Annotated in this window: 12 protein-coding genes; 3 read left to right on the plus strand and 9 right to left on the minus strand. The window is 72.1% G+C overall.

Annotation, left to right across the window (positions count from 1 at the left end; translation table 11 throughout):
* Positions 1-9: 9 nt before the first annotated feature.
* Positions 10-1230, plus strand: a complete 1221-nt coding sequence (gene glgC, locus ACFYXE_RS08760) for a glucose-1-phosphate adenylyltransferase (protein ID WP_361170285.1) — start codon at positions 10-12, stop codon at positions 1228-1230.
* Between the two features lie 18 nt (positions 1231-1248).
* Here glgC and ACFYXE_RS08765 read toward each other — a convergent pair whose 3' ends face one another.
* The 5 genes from ACFYXE_RS08765 to ACFYXE_RS08785 all read right to left on the minus strand — a co-directional run bounded on the left by ACFYXE_RS08765 (position 1249) and on the right by ACFYXE_RS08785 (position 7072).
* The gene (locus tag ACFYXE_RS08765; protein ID WP_389311385.1) at positions 1249-2244 is read right to left on the minus strand and encodes an ABC transporter permease; all 996 of its coding nucleotides are present in this window, start codon (positions 2242-2244) and stop codon (positions 1249-1251) included.
* Between the two features lie 29 nt (positions 2245-2273).
* Positions 2274-3182 carry an ABC transporter permease gene (locus ACFYXE_RS08770; protein ID WP_389311387.1) on the minus strand — a complete coding sequence of 303 codons (909 nt, stop codon included), beginning with the start codon at positions 3180-3182 and terminating at the stop codon, positions 2274-2276.
* A gap of 85 nt (positions 3183-3267) precedes the next feature.
* The gene (locus tag ACFYXE_RS08775; protein ID WP_389310411.1) at positions 3268-4791 is read right to left on the minus strand and encodes a sugar ABC transporter ATP-binding protein; all 1524 of its coding nucleotides are present in this window, start codon (positions 4789-4791) and stop codon (positions 3268-3270) included.
* Position 4792: 1 nt separating this feature from the next.
* Positions 4793-5893, minus strand: a complete 1101-nt coding sequence (locus tag ACFYXE_RS08780) for an ABC transporter substrate-binding protein (RefSeq protein ID WP_389310413.1) — start codon at positions 5891-5893, stop codon at positions 4793-4795.
* Positions 5894-6058: 165 nt separating this feature from the next.
* On the minus strand, positions 6059-7072 hold the full coding sequence (locus tag ACFYXE_RS08785; RefSeq protein ID WP_389310415.1) for a LacI family DNA-binding transcriptional regulator: 1014 nt from the start codon (positions 7070-7072) through the stop codon (positions 6059-6061).
* A 172-nt stretch (positions 7073-7244) separates the two neighbouring features.
* Between ACFYXE_RS08785 and ACFYXE_RS08790 the strand changes: the two genes are divergently transcribed.
* A complete protein-coding gene (locus ACFYXE_RS08790; protein WP_389310417.1) occupies positions 7245-9875 on the plus strand; it encodes a PA14 domain-containing protein in 2631 nt (876 codons plus the stop codon).
* A 95-nt stretch (positions 9876-9970) separates the two neighbouring features.
* Here ACFYXE_RS08790 and ACFYXE_RS08795 read toward each other — a convergent pair whose 3' ends face one another.
* From ACFYXE_RS08795 to ACFYXE_RS08810, 4 genes are all read right to left on the minus strand, one after another.
* The gene (locus tag ACFYXE_RS08795; protein ID WP_389310419.1) at positions 9971-12832 is read right to left on the minus strand and encodes an NHLP bacteriocin export ABC transporter permease/ATPase subunit; all 2862 of its coding nucleotides are present in this window, start codon (positions 12830-12832) and stop codon (positions 9971-9973) included.
* 1 nt (position 12833) lies between these two features.
* Positions 12834-15119 carry an NHLP family bacteriocin export ABC transporter peptidase/permease/ATPase subunit gene (locus ACFYXE_RS08800; protein ID WP_389310421.1) on the minus strand — a complete coding sequence of 762 codons (2286 nt, stop codon included), beginning with the start codon at positions 15117-15119 and terminating at the stop codon, positions 12834-12836.
* On the minus strand, positions 15116-15922 hold the full coding sequence (locus ACFYXE_RS08805; protein WP_389310423.1) for an HlyD family efflux transporter periplasmic adaptor subunit: 807 nt from the start codon (positions 15920-15922) through the stop codon (positions 15116-15118). Before ACFYXE_RS08805 ends, ACFYXE_RS08800 begins: the two co-directional genes overlap by 4 nt.
* 117 nt (positions 15923-16039) lie before the next feature.
* Positions 16040-16267 (minus strand): type A2 lantipeptide, encoded by a 228-nt coding sequence (locus ACFYXE_RS08810; protein ID WP_361170391.1) that lies wholly within the window; start codon positions 16265-16267, stop codon positions 16040-16042.
* 668 nt (positions 16268-16935) lie between these two features.
* On the opposite strand from ACFYXE_RS08810, the gene ACFYXE_RS08815 reads away from it, so the two are divergent.
* Complete coding sequence (locus ACFYXE_RS08815; RefSeq protein WP_389311389.1) at positions 16936-18243, plus strand: wax ester/triacylglycerol synthase family O-acyltransferase; 1308 nt, start codon at positions 16936-16938, stop codon at positions 18241-18243.
* The last annotated feature ends 6 nt before the right edge of the window (positions 18244-18249 follow it).

Below are 18249 nucleotides of genomic sequence, written 5' to 3' on the forward strand. Positions count from 1 at the left end.
GAGGCCGGGATGCGCGGTGGACCTTCGGTGCTCGGAATCGTGCTGGCCGGCGGTGAAGGGAAGCGGCTGATGCCGCTCACCGCCGACCGGGCCAAACCAGCGGTCACGTTCGGCGGCACCTACCGCCTCGTCGACTTCGTCCTCTCCAACCTCGTCAACGGCGACATCCTGCGCGTCTGCGTCCTGACCCAGTACAAGTCGCACTCCCTGGACCGGCACGTGACGACGACCTGGCGCATGTCGAGCCTGCTGGGCAACTACGTCACCCCCGTCCCCGCCCAGCAGCGCCTCGGGCCGCGCTGGTACCTGGGCAGCGCCGACGCCATCCTGCAGTCCCTCAACCTGGTGCACGACGAACAGCCGGACTACATAGCGGTGTTCGGCGCCGACCACGTCTACCGCATGGACCCGCGGCAGATGCTCCAGCAGCACATCGACAACGGCGCCGCGGTGACCGTCGCGGGCATCCGCGTGCCGCGCGCCGAGGCGTCGCAGTTCGGCGTCATCACGCCCGCCCGCGACGGCACGAAGATCGAGGGCTTCCTGGAGAAGCCCACCGACCCGCCCGGGTTACCCGGCGCCCCGCAGCAGGTCTACGCGTCGATGGGCAACTACCTCTTCACCACCAAGACCCTCGTCGACGCCCTCCAGCAGGACGCCGAGGACGAGAACTCGGCGCACGACATGGGCGGCTCCATCCTGCCGCTGCTCACCGAACGCGGCCTGGCCCAGGTCTACGACTTCGACAGCAACCACGTCCCGGGCGAGACCCCCCGCGACCACGGCTACTGGCGCGACGTCGGCACCCTCGACTCGTACTACGAAGCGCACATGGACCTGATCTCCGAGCACCCCGTCTTCAACCTGGACAACCGGCGCTGGCCCATCTACACCCACCCCGGCGGCCTGCCGCCCGCGAAGTTCTGCGCGGGCGGCATCGCGGGCGAGTCGATCGTCAGCCCCGGCTGCGTCATCCGCGGCCAGGTCACCCGCTCCGTCCTCTCGCCGGGTGTGACCGTCGAGGAGGGCGCGGTCGTCCAGGGCTCCGTGCTGCACGACAACGTCCGCATCGGGCGGGGCGCCGTGGTGCGGGGCGCGGTGCTCGACAAGAACGTCGACGTGCCGCCCGGCGCCACGATCGGCGTCAACCCGGAGCGCGACGAGGAGCTCTACACGGTGTCCCCGGGCGGCGTCATCGCCCTGGGCAAGGGACAGGTGGTGCCCTTGTGACGCCACCCGCCCCCGCGTTCACAGCACCCTGCGCCGGCGCCCCAGCCACGTCTGCGCGATCACCACGAGCGCGAGGAAGGCGCCGCTGACCACCTGTTGGTAGGCCGAGCCGAGTGAGCCGATCTGGTTGATGACGTTCTGGATCACCTTCAGGAGCAGCACGCCGACCAGGGAACCGCTGATGAAGCCGAAGCCGCCGGTGAGCAGCGTGCCGCCGATGACGACCGCGGAGATCGCCTCCAGCTCCATGCCGGAGCCGAGGATCGTCACCCCGGAGACCAGCCAGGCCGCGTTGAGGGCCCCGGCGAGGCCCGCGCACAGCCCCGACACCGTATAGACGGCGATCTTCGTACGGGCCACCGGCGCGCCCATCAGCGCCGCCGCGTCCTCGTTGCCGCCGACCGCGTACACGTACTGCCCGAACCGGGTCCTGCGCAGCACGACCGCGCCCGCGACGAACAGGGCCACGGTGATCCACACCGGGGCGGCGACGCCCAGCACCTCGTCCTGGCCGAGGGTCGCGAAGAAGGAGTCCTTGTCGACCAGGTAGGTCCGCGACCCCTCGTCCGTGACGGACAGCAGGATGCCGCGGGCGCCGAGCATCGCGGCGAGCGTCACGATGAAGGGGGCGAGCCGGGAGCGGGCGATCAGCAGGCCGTTGACCAGGCCGATCAGACCGCACACGGCGAGCGGCAGGACCAGCGCCACCACCGTGCCGTACCGCGAGCCCCAGGCGGCGAGCACCCCGCCGAGGGCGAACAGCGAACCGACCGACAGATCGATGCCGCCGGTGACGATCACGAACGTCATGCCGAGCGCCACCACCGCGAGAAACGCGGAGGACACGGCCATGTTCTGCAGGTTGTCGACCGTCAGGAACGTGTCGAAGCCGATCGACGCGGCGACCACCGCGACGACCAGGGTGACCAGCGCGCCGTGCTGCTGGGCCAGCGCGCTCAGCCGCTCGGAGCGGGACGGGCCCATGGCGGGCTCTTCCTGGAGGGCCTTGCCCATCGGGTCCGCCGGACTCCTCGTGTCGGTGGTCATCGCCTGCCCCTCTCGCGTGCCGCGTAGACCGCGAGGACGATCACCACGGCCTGGGCGATCTGGGTCCACGAGGGCGGCAGGTCGTGCTTGATGAGCGTGGCCGTGAGCAACTGGATGAGGACGGCGCCCGCCACGGTGCCGCCGATCCGGACGCGGCCGCCGCTCAGCGGGGTGCCGCCGACCACCACCGCGGTGATGGCGGACAGCTCCATCAGATTGCCCAGCGACGTCGGGTCGCTCGCGCTCAGCCGGGCCGTCGCGAGGACTCCGGCGAGCGCCGCGAGGGCGCCGGAGACCACGTACACGACGATCAGCACGCGCCGCACGGGCAGGCCCGCGAGGAGGGCCGCGGGACGGCTGTCGCCGATGGCGAGGAGCTGGCGGCCGAACGTGGTGCGGCGCACGACGAAGGCGACGAGCAGCGCGAGGCCGGCCGCGATCAGCACCAGATAGGGGACGCCGAGCACGTCGCCGGAGCCGAGCGAGGCCATGGTCGGGTCGCGCACGTCCTTGAGCTGGGGGAGCAGGACCAGGGCGAGGCCCCGGCCCGCGACCATCAGCGCGAGCGTCGCGACGATGGGCTGGACCCCGACGAAGGCGATGAGCGAGCCGTTCGCCGCGCCGACCACCATGCCGCCGAGCAGCGCCACGGCCAGCGCGATCCACATCCCGTAGCCCAGGTAGAGCGAGACCAGGGAGGTGGACAGCGCCATCACCGAGCCGACCGACAGGTCCACGCCCTCGCTGCCGATGGCCAGCGCCATCCCGAGTGCCACCACGAGCACGGGGGCGACCTGGACGGCCTGGGTGCGGAAGTTCTCGCCGGACAGGAAGTGCGGGGTGAACAGGATGTTGACGAGCAGCAGCACGGCGACGCCGAGATAGACGCCGTAGTCCTGGAGCAGGCGGAGCGCGCGCTCCCGGTCGCGCGGGACCGTGCCGCCGTCCGGGGGCGGGCCCGGGGGGACGGCGAGAGCGGTGGGGGCGGAGTCAGTCAACGCGGCCTCCGGCGGCGGTCGGTGCGGCGGCGATGGCGCGGAGCAGCCGGTCCTCGGTGACCTCGGTGCCGGTGAGCTCCTCCACGACGGTCCCGTCCTTGAGGACGACGACCCGGTCCGACCCCTCGATCAGCTCCTCCATGTCGGAGGAGATCAGCAGCACTCCGAGCCCGTCCTTGGCCAGCTCGTCGATCAGGGACTGGACCTCGGCCTTGGCGCCGATGTCGATGCCCCGGGTCGGCTCGTCGAGCAGCAGCACCTTGGGGTGCATCGCGAGCCAGCGGGCCAGCAGCACCTTCTGCTGGTTGCCGCCGGAGAGCTCGCCGACCTTCTGGTGCGGGCTGGAGGCCTTGATGCGCAGCCGCTTCATGAAGGTGTCCACGATCGCGTCGATGCGGTCCTCGTGGACCAGGCCGAAGCGGGACAGGCGGGGGAGCGCGGCCAGGGCGATGTTCTCGCGGACCGAGAGGCCGGGGACGATGCCCTCCGCCTTGCGGTCCTCCGGGAGCAGGCTGATGCCGGCCCGGATGGCGGCCGGGGTGGAGCCGGTGCGGATCCGGGTGCCCGCGAGGACGACCCGCCCCGCATCGGGCGGCAGCGCCCCGGCGATGGCCTTCGCCGTCTCGCTGCGGCCCGAGCCGAGCAGTCCGCCGAGGCCGACGACCTCGCCGGGCCGGATGGTGAGGGACACCCCGTCCAGTTGGTGGCGGACCGTCAGTCCCTCGGCGCGGAGCACCGGTTCGGACAGGGCCTCGTGGTCGCCGGTGAAGCGGGTCAGGCCCTCGTCCTGCACGGTCTCGATCTCGCGGCCCAGCATCAGGGCCACCAGGCGCAGCCGGTCGAGCGCGGCGAGGGTGCCGGTGTGCACCACCTTGCCGTCGCGCAGCACGGTGACCGCGTCGCACACCTCGTACAGCTCGTCCAGGCGGTGGCTGACGTAGATGACCGCGATGCCGCGCTCCCGGAGCATGCGGATCACGCCGAACAGGGTCTGGACCTCGCGGGGTTCGAGCGAGGACGTCGGCTCGTCCATCACCACGACGCGCGCGTCGACCGACACCGCGCGGGCCAGCGCCACCATCTGCTGGGCCCCGACGCCCAGTTCGCGCAGCGGGCGGCGCACGTCGACCCGCACCCCGAGGCCGCGCAGCGCCTCGTCGGCCTCCCGGTGCATGCGCCGGAAGTCGATCAGTCCGAGCCGGCCGCGCGGCTCCCGGCCGAGGAAGAGGTTGCGGGCCACGCTCATCAGCGGGACGAGGTTGACCTCCTGGTAGATGGTGGAGATGCCCGCGTGCTGGGCCTCCAGCGGCGTCGCGAACGACACCGGGCGGCCGTCGTACGCCAGGGTGCCCGTGTCCGGCCGGTACACCCCCGTCAGGACCTTGATGAGCGTGGACTTGCCCGCGCCGTTCTCGCCGATCAGCGCGTGCACCTCGCCCGCGCGGGCGGTGAAGTCGACCCCGTCCAGGGCGCGCACGCCCGGGAAGGTCTTGGTCAGGCCGGTCACCGACAGCATGTCAGTAGGCCTTCCCGAGGTCCGACTCGGCGTTGTCCTTGGTGTAGGCGTTGTCCTTGATAACGATGTCAGGCGCGACCTTCTGCCCCTTGGTGAAGGTGTCCAGGGTCTGGAAGGCGAGCGGTCCGAAGCGCGGGTTCGACTCGACGACGCCGTCGATCCAGCCGTCGACGATGCCCCGCACGGCGCCCTTCGTGCCGTCGATGGTCACGATCTTCACGTCCCCGGCCTTCTTGCCCGCGCCCTTGAGGGCGTTGACGGCGCCGAGGCCCATCTCGTCGTTCTCGGCGTAAATCCCGGTGATGTCGGGCTTGGACTGGATCAGCTGCTCGGTGACCTGCTGGCCCTTCTCGCGGGCGAACTCGCCGGTCTGCTTGAAGACGACCTTCAGGTCCGGGGCCTTCTCCTTGATGCGCTCCTCGAAGCCCTTGGTGCGCTCGGTGGTGACGTTGTTGCCCGCGGCGCCGAGCAGGATCGCGATCTTGCCCTTGCCGCCGGTGGCCTCGATCATCCGGTCCGCGGCCCGCCTGCCCTGGGCGACGAAGTCCGAGCCGATGAAGCTCACGTAGTCCTTGCAGGCGGTCGCGTTGATCTTGCGGTCGATCGTGACGATCGGGATGTGCTTGGCGCCCGCGGCGCGCAGCACCGGCTCCCAGCCGTCGGAGTTCAGCGGGGCGATGACGAGCAGGTCCGCGCCCTTGGCGATCAGGTCCTGGACGTCGCTGATCTGCTTGGAGAACTGCGACTGGGCGTTGGCGGTGAGGAGCTTGACCCCGCGCTTCTTCGCCTCCGCCCGCATCGAGGCCGTCTCCGCGATCCGGAAGGGGTTGGCCTCCTTCTCGGACTGGGAGAAGCCGACGGTGGCGGACTTCAGGTCCAGCTTCTTGGCGCCGTAGGCGTCGATGCCGCAGGTCTTGTCGCCGCCGCCGTCCGAGGCCACCTCCTGCCCGGCGTCGCCGCGCTCCTGCGAGGCGGAGCTGTCGGAACTGGCGTCGTCGTCCTCGGACTTGGCGCAGCCGGCGGTGAACACGAGGCCCGCGGTGAGCCCGGCGGCGACAAGAGTTCTTGCTGAGGTACGGCTGAGGAGTGTGGTCGGCTTCATCGAAGTCCCCAAACGGCACGGCCCCGGCACTGAGAGCGCTCACGGGAGAGATGGCACTTACGGTCGACTCGGCGGTACGGGGAGCTTTTTACATCGTTGAAAGTGGCCTGTAAACCCTCCGCGCACGCATCGCCGACCGGTGACCGGCGCGCGGGTGGCGGCGGATCAGCGTCTGCCCAGCGTGCTCTCCCGCTCCACCAGCCGGAACTCGGCGGTGATCTCGCGCCCGGCGGGCTCGTCGGGGTGCGCCAGGCTGTGCAGCAGCGACTCGACCGCGAGCCGGGCGATGGCCTGCTTGTCCGGCGCCACGGTGGTGAGCGTGACCGCCCCGAACTGCCCCTCGGCGATGTCGTCGAAGCCCACCACCGCCACGTCCCACGGCACCCGCAGCCCGCGCTCGTGCAGCACCCGCATCGCGCCGATCGCCACCAAGTCGTTGTACGCGAACACCGCGTCGGGCCGCACCCCCGCGTCCAGCATCCGCGCCATCGCCTTCGCCCCGTCCCACCGGTCCCAGCCGCCGACCGGCCCCACCAGGCTCTCCGGCGCGGCCAGCCCGGACGCCGTCAACTCCTCGCGCCAGCCCGCGAGTCGCAGGTGGGCGGGCCGGTTCGCGGAATCCGTACGGGCGCCGAGGAAGGCGATGGTGGTGCGGCCGCGGCCCACGAGGTGGCGCACCGCGACGCGGCTCGCGGCGACGTTGTCGATCGCGATGTGGTCGTGCGGCAGGTCGTACTGGCGCTCGCCGAGGAGCACCAGCGGGACGTCGTCCTCGCGCCCGCGCAGGTCCTCCGCGTCCAGCTCCAGCGGGCTGAGGATCAGACCGTCGATCACCCGGGCCCGGAAGCCCTGGCTGACCAGGACCTCCTGCTCACGCGTGCCGCGCGTGTGGTCGAGCAGCACGGTGAAGTCGTGCTCGCCCGCGGCGTCGATGACGGCGCCCGCGAGCTCGGCGAAGTACGGGTTGCCGAGCTCGGGGACGGCCAGGGCGATGATGCCGGTACGCCCCTTGCGCAGATGCCGCGCGGTCAGGTTCGGCCGGTAGCCGAGCTCGTCGATGGCCTCCTGCACGCGGGCCCGCATCGCCGGGGTGACGTGCTGATACTTGTTCACCACGTTGGAGACGGTCTTGATCGAGACGCCCGCACGCTCCGCGACGTCCTTGAGGCTTACCCGCACCTGAGCTCCCTGCGTCGGTGGCCGCCCCGGTCGTCCGGGGGGTTTGTCATGACCCTGGACAGCGCGCCGGAGGGCGTGCTGTCATGCCAACTGCCGTTCCTTCCAACGTTGTACAGATTCGTTGTACAGACTGCAGCGACGAGCCGCCACCCTTCCTCATCAAGGAGGATCCGTGCGCACCAGACGCCATCCCGCACGCCCCGGACGACTCGGCCGACGCCTCGCCCTGCTGCTCGCAGGGGCTCTCGGCGTCGCCGGCCTGACCGCGGTCCCCGCCGCCACCGCCGCCGACGATCCCGTGGAGATCCACGGGCTCAAGGGCGAGTACTACACCCAGTCCGCCCCGGGAGCCTTCGACTTCGACGAGCTCAAGGCCACCGGCCTCGACCCCGGCATCGACTTCGGCAACCTGGAGTCCCGCCTCAAGGCCACCACCGGACAGGCCGACGACGTCAGCGTCCGCTGGACCGGCCGGATCGTGCCGGAGAAGACCGGCGCCACCACCTTCTCGATGATCGGCGACAACGGCTTCCGGCTGTGGGTCGACGGCAAGCCGGTCATCGACCACTGGCAGGACGACTGGGACAAGGAACAGACCTCCCAGCCGGTCCAGTTGGAGGCCGGCAAGGCCTACGACATCAAGGTCGAGTACTTCGAGCACTTCGGCGGCTCCAACCTGCGCCTGCGGTGGACCCCGCCCGGCGCCGAGAAGAAGGCCGTGCCGCGCTCCGCCCTGCGCATCCCCGCGGACTTCGCCTACGACGGCGCCATCGACGCCACCGTCCTCAAGGACGGCCGCGGCCTGAAGCTGGACTTCGCCCAGCGGCTCACCGCTCCGCCGGCCGGCCTCACCGACCACCTCGACGCCGTCATCGGCGGCGCGAAGTGGCCCCTCGGCACGGTCAGGCCGGACCCCGCCGACGACCGCAGCCTGATCGTCGGCCTCAAGGAGCCCGTCGTCGGCAAGAAGGGCGGCGACGCTCCCGGCCTCGCCGACATCAGCTACGACGGAAAGGGCGGCCTGACCGGCGCGGACGGCCAGGCCGTCGGCCAGTTCTGGACCAGCGGGCCCAACCACTCCGAGTACCAGCTGCGCACCAAGTGGGCCGACGACGTCACCCCCGGCACCGCGCACCGCGAGTACCCCCGGCCGCAGCTGAAGCGCCCCGACTGGCAGAACCTCAACGGCTCCTGGGAGTTCGCCGCCGCCACGGCGGGGGAGCGGCCCCCGGTCGGCAAGAAGCTCGCCGAGAAGATCCTCGTCCCCTACCCGGTGGAGTCCCAGCTCTCCGGCGTCGAGCGGCACGAGGACCGCATGTGGTACCGCCGCACCTTCACCGTCCCCAAGGACTGGCACATCGGCGACGGCAAGCGGCTCAACCTCAACTTCGGCGCCGTCGACTGGCAGTCCGAGGTGTACGTCAACGGCAAGAAGGTCACCGAACACAAGGGCGGCTACGACAAGTTCGGCGCGGACGTCACGGACGCCCTCAAGCCCGGCCGCACCCAGGAACTGATCGTCGGCGTCTACGACCCGACCGACGCCGAGGACGGCGCGAACCCGCCCGTCGGCAAGCAGCGCCTGGACCCCAGCGGCATCTGGTACACCCCTTCCTCCGGCATCTGGCAGACGGTGTGGATGGAGCCGGTCGCCGCCGACCACGCGGACTCCCTGAAGATCACGCCGGACGTGCCCGGCAAGCAGGTCGCCGTCGAGGCCCGGGGCGTGCGCGACGGCGTGCCGGTCACGGCCACCGCGTACGCGAAGGGCAAGAAGGTCGCCGAGGTCGCCGGGCGCACCGGAACACCGCTCCGGCTGAAGATCGCGGACCCGCGTCTGTGGTCGCCGGACGACCCCTTCCTCTACGACCTCACGGTGCGGGTCGGCGGTGACCGCGTCACCAGCTACTTCGGGATGCGCTCGATCGCCGTCGAGAAGGTGAACGGCACCCCGCGCACGGTCCTCAACGGCAAGCCCGTCTTCCTGATGGCCACGCTCGACCAGGGCTTCTGGCCCGACGGCCTGCACACCGCGCCGAGCGACGAGGCCCTCGCGTACGACCTGAAGATGCACAAGGAGATGGGCTTCAACTCGGTCCGCAAGCACATCAAGGTGGAACCCGACCGCTGGTTCTACTGGGCCGACAAGCTGGGTCTGCTCGTCTGGCAGGACATGCCCGCGATGGAGGCGGGACGCACCCCGGACACGGCCGCCCGCGCCCAGTACGAGCACGAGCTGAAGGAGATGATCGACGAGCACGCGAGCAGCCCCTCGGTCGTCATGTGGGTCACCTTCAACGAGGGCTGGGGCCAGTACGACGTGGGCCGCGTCGCCGACCGGGCGAAGGCCTGGGACCCCACCCGGCTGGTGAACAACATGTCCGGGCTGAACCTCGGCGCCGACGGCAACGCCGGCGACATCATGGACGAGCACGGCTACCCGAGCCCCGCGCTGCCGCCGCGCCCCGACGGCAAGCGGGCCCTGGTGAGCGGCGAGTACGGCGGTCTGGGGCTCGCGGTGCCCGGCCACGCCTGGGCCGTGCAGCAGAGCTACGTCGACGTGGACCCGGCGACGTACACGGACGACTACCTCGCCAAGCTGGCCGAGGTGCGCGCCCTGGCCTGCAAGGGGAACAACGGCGCCGTCTACACCCAGATCACCGATGTGGAGGGCGAGTTGAACGGTCTGCTCACCTATGACCGCAAGGTCGTCAAGCCGGACGTGCGGCGGGTGAAGGCGGCGCACGAGGCGCTGATCCGCGACGCGTCGCAGGCGACGGTGCCCGGCTGCCCGAGCTCCTGAGCCCGCCGTCCCCGGCCCGCCCGCCCCGGCGGGCCGGGGACACCGCACCGCGGGACACCGCGACGGCCGCCCCGCACCCGCGGCCCCTGACCCGCTCAGCGCAGCTGCCGCCGCACCAGCTCGTGCAACTGCCCGCCCGTGTCGGCCAACAGCTGCGCGGGCGGGCCCTGTTGCACGACGCGTCCCTGCGCCATCACCACGACACGGTCGGCGTCGAGGACGGTGGACAGCCGGTGGGCGATCACCACGCGGGTCGCGTTCAGGGCGCGGGTACTGTCGATGACCGTGCGCTGCGTCTCGTTGTCCAGGGCGCTCGTCGCCTCGTCGAAGAAGAGCACACGGGGGCGGCGGATCAGGGCCTGCGCGATCATCAGACGCTGGCGCTGGCCGCCGGAGACCGCGCCGCCGCCCGAGATCATCGTGTGCAGGCCCATCGGCATCCGCTCGATGTCCTCGGCGAGCCCGGCCATCGCCGCCGCCTCCCAGGCCTCCTCCTGCGTGTACGACTCGGCGCCGCAGATGCACTCCAGGATCGAGCCGGTGAGCGGCTGGGCGTTCTGCAGGACCACCCCGCACTGGCGGCGCACCGCCGACTGGTCGAGGGCCGCCAGGTCCTGGCCGTCGTAGAGCACACTGCCCGCGACCGGCTCGTCGAAGCCGATCAGCAGGCGCAGCAGCGTCGACTTCCCGCAGCCGCTGGGGCCGACGACGGCCACGAACTCGCCCGGGCCGATCGACAGCGACACGTCGTCGAGGACCAGCGGACCGTCGTCGCCGTACCGGAAGGACAGCGAGCGCGCCTCGATCCCGCCCCGCAGCTCGCCCGGCTGCGTGCTTCCGGAGCGGACCTCCGGCGCCGCGTCGAGGACCGGCCTGATCTGCTCGAACATCGGCAGCACCGAGGCCGCCGAGATCAGCGCGCCGGTCAGCTGGGTGACGGACGTCAGGAGCATGGTCACGGCGGTGCTGAAGGTGAGGAACTCGCCCGCGGTCAGACTGCCCCGGGCCGGGCCCGCGAGCAGCACGAACATGATGAGCGTGCATAGCGGCAGATAGACCGAGTTCAGGACCGTCGTCACGTTCTTGATGCGGCCCGCCCGCCGCTGCAGCTCCCGGCTGCGCGCGAACTCCCCGGCCCAGGCCGCGTACGCGAAGCTCTCCGCCCCGGCCACCCGGAGCTTGGGCAGGCCGCGCAGGGTCTGGAAGGCCTGGTTGTTCAGCTTGTTGCCGAGCTCCACCAGGCGGCGCTGCCAGCGCAGTTCCCCCAGCCCGAGGGTCAGGAAGACGGCGGCGATGACGGCCAGCATCGCGAGTGCGGCCAGCGCCAGCGGCACGCTGTAGACCAGCAGCAGGACGACGTTCATCGCGCCGACCGACCCGGCCTGCAGGGCGACGGGGCCGATCCCCGACAGGACCCGGCGGATCGCGCTGACACCCATCGCCGCACTGGCCAGCTCCCCGGTGGAACGCGCGGCGAAGAAGCGGGTGGGAAGGCGCAGCAGGCGGTCCCAGACGGCGGGTTGCAGGGCGCTCTCCATGCGTCCCTCCATCCGCAGCACGGTGAGGTTCTGCAGCAGCAGGAACGCCGCGGAGACGATGCTCGTGATCATGACGGCCAGGGACACCTGCACGATGAGGCTCTTGCGCGCGTCCGGCACGAACACGCCGAGCACCTGTCCCGTCGCGATCGGCACCAGCGCGCCGACCGCGACCGTCACCAGACCGGCGAGCACGAGGTTGCGCACGTCGCCGCCGTTGCCGCGCAGACTGAAGCGGAACAGCCGCCACGGCGTCAACGGCCCCTCGGGCAGCGGCCGGTAGAGCATCACGGCCTGCGGCTCGAACTCGTCGGCGTTGCCCTCGTCGACCCGGGTGCGCCGGCCGGAGCCGGGATGCACCGACTCGTACCCGCCGCGCCGCCACAGCAGCGCGACCGGCGCCCCGCTCGCCGCCCGGTGGCCCACCAGCGGACCCGCGTTCTCGCGCCACCAGCGGCCGTCGAGACGCACCGCGCGGGTGCGGATCCGCGCGGCCACCGCCACCTGCTCCACCGGGTCGATCCGGTCGCCGACCGCGCCGCCCCGGGTGGCGTCGGCGAGCGTGATGCCCGCCGCCCCGGCGACCAGGCGGCATGCGGCGTACGTCGCGTCGTGGCCGCCCCCGCCGCCCTGCGTGCGGCGCGCGCTCCGCCCGCGCGAGCGGCCGATGGAGGCGATCAGGGTGCGGTCGGCCTCCGCGCGGACGCTCTCGCCCGCCTTGATCCCGGCCGCGGTGCGGTCCTCGTGGGCGCGCTCCAGGCGTTCGATCCAGCGGTCGAGGGTGGCGAGCAGCCGGTACTGCTGGTTGACCATCCGCTGCCACATCGCCGCGTCGACGAGCAGGTCGCCCGCCGCCTCGGCGCTGTAGGCCGACCCGTACCGCACGCTCCCCGGTGCCACCGGCATCCAGAGGATGTCGTCGTCGGCCACCACGTCGTCGCCCATGGTGCGCCCGTCGAGCGGCGCCTCGAACAGGACCCGGTGCCCGCGGCCGATGCCGAGCGCGAAGGCGTGCTCCAGGATGCTCAGCGCCGCGTCCTGGGTGTCGTAGCCGGTGGGGTACGGCTGCTCGTGGGACCAGGTGTCGCCGTACTCCGGGCGGTACAGCTCGCGCAGCGGGACGCGGCGCAGCTCGCAGCCCTGGAGGGGGCGGCCGACGAGGGTGTGCCGGGGGCCCTCGACCGGGCCGAGGAGCAGCGTGCCCGGTTCGAGACGGCCCAGGTAGTGCCAGTGGCCCTGCTGTGCCGCGTCGACGGCGAACAGGTCGAGGGCGCCCGCCTCCACCAGCCACAGCACCTGCGGGCCCGCCAGGTGCACGCTGCGCAGCCCGGCGCAGTCGACCGGGGTGCCGAGCGGGCCGAAGGCGGCGGCGACCGGGTCGGATGCGTACGGGGTGTGCGGCTGCGGTACGGAGGTCACCTCAGTGCTCCTTGACCAGGTCGGCGTAGGGGCCGCCGGCGGCGACGAGCTGTTCGTGGCGGCCGCGCTCGACGACCCGGCCGTGGTCGAGCACCACGATCTCGTCGCTGTCGCGCACGGTGCTCAGCCGGTGCGCGATGACGACGCAGGCGCAGCCCCTGCGGCGCAGGTTGTCGATGATGACCCGCTCGGTCTCGGCGTCCAGGGCGCTGGTCACCTCGTCGAGGACGAGGATGCTCGGGCGGCGGACCAGGGCCCGCGCGATCTCCAGACGCTGGCGCTGTCCGCCGGAGAAGTTCCGCCCGTCCTGCTCCACCCGGCCGTGGATGCCGCCGGGCCTGCGGGCGACGACCTCGTACAGGCAGGCGTCCTTGAGCGCGTCGACGACCGCGTCGTCGGTGAGGGAGGGATCCCACAGGGCGACGTTGTCGCGGACGGTTCCCTCGAAGAGGAAGACGTCCTGGTCCACGAAGGAGACCGAGGCGCACAGCGCGCCCCGCGGAATGTCGGCCAGCCGCTGCCCGTCGATGCGGATCGTGCCCTCCCACGGTCTGTAGAGCCCCGATATCAGCCGGGAGACGGTCGACTTGCCGCTGCCGGAGCCGCCGACGAGCGCCACCTGCTGCCCCGGTCCGACCGCCAGTGAGAAGCCGGTCAGCAGCGGCTTGTCGAGCGGGCTGTAGCCGAAGGTGATGGCGTCGAGGGTGACGTGCCCGGTGAGGCGGCGGGTGCTCACGGCCGGTTCGTCGCGCGAGTACAGCGGGTCGACGGGGAAGTTCTCGACATCCTTGAGGCGGGCGACGTCGGCGCCGAAGTCCTGGATGCGGCCCGCGACACCGTTGAGCCGGGTGATCGGCGCGGTGAAGCGGGTCACCAGCGCCTGGAACGCGACGAGCAGCCCGATCGACAGCTGGCCCTCGACGGCGCGCAGCCCGCCGATCCACAGGATCAGCGCGCTGTTGAGGGTCGCCAGCGTCGGCGCGACGACACCGAGCCAGGCACTGGGCACCCCGAGCCGCTGCTGCTCCTCCAGGGTGGTGGCGTGCTGTCCGGCCCAGCGCCGGAAGTAGCCGTTCTCGCCGCCGGTGGCCTTCATCGTCTCGATCAACTGCAGGCCGGTGTAGGAGGTGTTGGTGAGCCTGGCGCTGTCCGCCCGGAGCTTCTGGGTGCCGGTGGCCCGCAGCCGGACCACGACGCGCATCGCGACGACGTTCAGCAGCGCGATGCCGACGCCGACGAGGGTCAGCTGCGGATCGTACGTCCACAGCAGCGCCGCGTAGAGCAGGACGACGATGCCGTCCACCCCGGCGGCCGTGAGGTCGCGGGCCAGGGTCTCGGCGACGGCGTCGTTGGACGCGAGGCGCTGCACCAGGTCGGCGGGGCTGCGCTGGGCGTAGAAGGTGACCGGCAGACGCAGCAGGTGGCGCAGGAAGCGGGCGCCGCCGAGGGTGGAGGAGATGATCCGGCCGCGCAGCAGGTTCGCCTGCTGCAGCCAGGTGAGCACCACGGTGAGCGCCACCATGGTGCCCATCGAGGCGAACAGGGCGCCGAGCAGCGATGTCTGATGGCCAATCAGGAAGAGATCGATGTACGTCCGGCTGAGCGCGGGCAGCGCCGCGCCGACCGCGACGAGCAGCAGGCTGGCCAGCAGCGCGGCGGCCATCGTGCCCGTCGTGCCGCGCAGCCGCGCGGGCAGCGCGTTGAGGACGCCGGGCCTGCGCCCTCCCGGCCGGAAGCCCTCGCCCGGCTCCAGGACCAGGACGACCCCGGTGAAGCTGGTGTCGAAGTCCTCCGCGGGCACGAAGCGGCGGCCCTTGTCCGGGTCGTTGATGTACACGCCCCGGCGGCCGAAGCGGCGGCCCGTGCCGTCGTACACGACGTAGTGGTTGAACTCCCAGAAGAGGATCGCGGGCGCCGCGACCTCGGCGAGCGCGGCGGGCTCCATCTGCATGCCCTTGGCGGTCAGGCCGTAACTCCGGGCCGCCTTGAGGACGTTGCTGGCCCGGGAGCCGTCGCGGGAGACGCCGCACGCGATGCGCAGCTCCTCCAGCGGGACGTGCCGTCCGTGGTGGGCGAGGACCATGGCGAGGGCGGCGGCGCCGCACTCCACGGCCTCCATCTGCAGGACGGTGGGCGTGCGGACGGTCCGGGGCCGCCTGCTCTTCGGCGCGGGGCGGGGCGCGGCGCGGCGGCGGCCTCGGGGCGGGGGTTCGGGGCGGTGCCTGCGGCGGCCTCCGGGGGGCGGCAGTTGTTGCTGGTGCGCGGGGGAGGGGTGCGGTGCGGTCACGGAAGCAGCCAATCGATCGGGTGCTGCTCGGCGAGGTGGAGGGTGCCGGTTGCCGGGGTCATGGAGGCGGGCCGGAAGGGCGGCCCCTCGCCCTTGGACCAGGCGTAGCCGGATGTGCCGCGGGAGGACGTCTCCAGGCGGACGAGGACGGCCACGGGCGGGCCGTCCTCGGTGAATCGCCCGGCAAGTTCCTTGTCGCCGAGGAAGCCGGTGATCCTCTGCCGGGTCTGCGCGGTCCGCCCGATCGCCTTGACCCGGCCGCGCAGCGTCCCGTACCGCTCGGCCGGCACGGACGGGACGGTGAGGTCCACCGAGGCGCCCACCGGCACACCGGCCGCGCTGTCGGCGGGTACGTAGAGCATCGCGAGCAGGGGGTCGTCGGCGCCCGACACCCGCTCCAGGGTCGCGACGTCGGCGCCGGTGGTGACGACGGTGCCGATCCTCGCGGCGATCGCGTGCACGCGGCCCGCGGCGATCGCGCGGACGACCTTGTCGCCCCGTTCGGTGCGCACCTTCAGGACGGGGGCGCCCGCGGGCAGCCGTTCGCCCTCCTCGGCCAGGACGCGGGTCACCTGACCGGTGACGGGGCTCTGCAGGACGTAGCTGCCCCGGCCGTGGGTGAGGATGCCGGGCGCGCGGAGCGTGGCGGAGACCGAGCCGGTCACGGCCCAGACCGCCGCCCCCGCCAGCACGGCGAGGGTGACGGCGAGGACGAGGATGCCCTGGGGACGGGCGTAGCGCACCGGCAGGTCCAGTTCCTCGGGCGACTGCATCTTGGACAGGGCCTGCTGGCGGAACTGCACGGAACGCTTTCCTCACTGTGCCGGGGACGCCACCGCGTCAGGTCTGTGGCGTCCGTGAGCCCCGGAACCGTGCGGTTCCGGGGCTCACGCGTCACGGCGTCTTGATGAGCGGGAGGCTCAGAGACCGGCGGTCAGGCCGGAGGCCAGGCCCGTGACGGCGCCGGTGTTGAGGCCGGTGGCACCCTCGACCGTGTCCACGACGCCGCCGACGACGCCCGAGACGGGGGCGATGGAGTCGACGGTGCTGGTGACGTTGCTCGTCACGCCCGCGACGAGGCCGCCGGAGACGTTGTCGAGGTCGGCGTCGGAAATCTCGAGGGTCTCGACCTGGGGGACGTTGTTCATGGTGTGAGCTGCCCTTCTCATGAATATTGCAGAGGTGTTTCCAGTTCCGCGGAACCTGGGGATTCGAATTCCGCGGAGCCAGGATCAAATCACGTTCGCAGCACGTACATCCAATCGGTGAAGTGCTCGTCCATGAGCGGTGCTGACGTGAATCACCGCTGCGTGCAGTCGGGTTCACGGGTCGGTGGCAGCTCCTTCACAAGCTTCACAGAAGGAAAGCGGAGAGCCTCGGCATTCCCGTCGACAAATCCGCCAACAAATCGGACACTCCGCCGCCGATGAGCATGTCCGATGGTCGCTGCACGGAAATTCACCGAGAGACGGGGGCGAATGGCGTGACCGGAGTGCACATTCGATGTGCAGGTTCATTGAAGGCGTGCCGATATCCGGCGGAAGGGGACACCGCGGGGCGACCCGGCCGTGCGGTGCGCGGGGCCGTTCACTTCTGCACCACATGAGGCGCACCGGTCCCGCCGCTTCCGGGGCCGTGGGTCTTAATCCGTTGTTAACTCAGCGTAGCTTGATCGTACTTGACCGTAGTTGCCCGGAGCGGTTGACTGCTCGTTCGTCATCCCCCGCATCGTCGTCGACGCGAGAGCGAGTCCGTGACTTCATCGTCTGCTCAGAGCTCCGACCTGCTCGTACCTCTCGATCTGGCCTTCTGGAACATGGAGACCGCCGAACACCCCATGCATCTGGGCGCCCTCGGCGTCTTCGAGGCCGACGGGCCCGACGCCGCCGACCGCGCCGCCGAGCTGCTCGCCGCCCGTGCGACGGCCGTGCCCGGGCTTCGCATGCGCATACGGTCCGTCCTGCTGCCCGTCGGCGGCGCGACGCGCGTGCCCGTGTCCGCGTTCGACCCGCTGGAGCACGTGCGGCTCGCGGCGCCCGTCGCCGACTTCCACGCCGAGGCCGGGAAGCTGATGGCACGTCGGCTCGACCGCGACCTGCCCCCGTGGGAGGCGCACGTGCTGCCCGGCGCCGACGGCACGTCCTTCGCCGTGCTCTTCAAGTTCCACCACGCGCTCGCCGACGGACTGCGCGCCCTGACGCTCGGCGCGGCCCTCCTCGACCCCGTCGACCTGCCCCCGTCCCGGCCGCGCCCGCAGGCTCCCGCCGTCCCCCCGTGGGCCGCCCTGGACCCGCGCACGCTTCCCGGACGCGTGCGCGGCACGGTCGCCGAGCTCGGCCAGGCCCTCGGCATCGGCACCTCCGTCGCCCGCGCGGCCCTCGGCGTACGCTCCTGCGCCGCGCTCACCGCGGCCGCCACCGGCACCCGCCGCACCGCGGGCGCCGTCCTCGACCTGGACGACATCCACCAGGTGCGCAAGGCCGTGGGCGGCACCGTCAACGACGTCCTGATCGCCGTGGTCGCCGGCGCCCTGCGCCGCTGGCTCGACGAGCGCGGCGACTGCAGCGAGGGCGTCGAGCCGCGCGCCCTCATCCCCGTCTCGCGCCGCCGCCCCCGCACCGCCCAGCCGCCGGGCAACCGGCTCTCCGGCTATCTGGTCCGCCTCCCCGTCGGCGACGAGGACCCCCTGATCCGGCTGCGCGGCGTGCGCGCCGCCATGGACCGCAACAAGGACGCGGGCCCCGAGCGCGGGGCGGGCGCCGTGGCGCTGCTCGCCGAGCACCTGCCCCCGCTGGGCCACCTGATCGGCGGGCCCGTCGTCGCGCAGGCCGCCCGGCTGCTCTTCGACATCCTGGTCACCAGCGTCCCGCTGCCCGGCATCGGACTGCGGCTCGGCGGCTGCCGGCTCACCGAGGTCTACCCCTTCGCGCCGCTCGCCCGGGGCCAGTCCCTGGCCGTCGCCGTCTCCACCTACCGGGGCCGGGTGCACTACGGCCTGATCGCGGACGCCACCGCCGTGCCGGACCTGGAGCTCCTGGCCCGGAGCCTGCGGGACGAGCTCGACGGGCTGGTGGCGGTGTGCGCGCGGGAGACGGGTTTGGTGACCGGGGCCGGCGCTACGTAAACTTCC

Origin of the sequence: Streptomyces sp. NPDC002564, from assembly GCF_042889645.1 — a bacterium.
Classification (GTDB): domain Bacteria; phylum Actinomycetota; class Actinomycetes; order Streptomycetales; family Streptomycetaceae; genus Streptomyces.

Bases quoted from the DNA above. Each gene is read 5' to 3' on its own strand.
- glgC (WP_361170285.1), top strand. From the start codon at position 10: ATGCGCGGTGGACCTTCGGTGCTCGGAATCGTGCTGGCCGGCGGTGAA.
- ACFYXE_RS08765 (WP_389311385.1), bottom strand. From the start codon at position 2,244: ATGGGCAAGGCCCTCCAGGAAGAGCCCGCCATGGGCCCGTCCCGCTCC.
- ACFYXE_RS08775 (WP_389310411.1), bottom strand. From the start codon at position 4,791: ATGCTGTCGGTGACCGGCCTGACCAAGACCTTCCCGGGCGTGCGCGCC.
- ACFYXE_RS08780 (WP_389310413.1), bottom strand. From the start codon at position 5,893: ATGAAGCCGACCACACTCCTCAGCCGTACCTCAGCAAGAACTCTTGTC.
- ACFYXE_RS08810 (WP_361170391.1), bottom strand. From the start codon at position 16,267: ATGAACAACGTCCCCCAGGTCGAGACCCTCGAGATTTCCGACGCCGAC.
- ACFYXE_RS08815 (WP_389311389.1), top strand. From the start codon at position 16,936: ATGGAGACCGCCGAACACCCCATGCATCTGGGCGCCCTCGGCGTCTTC.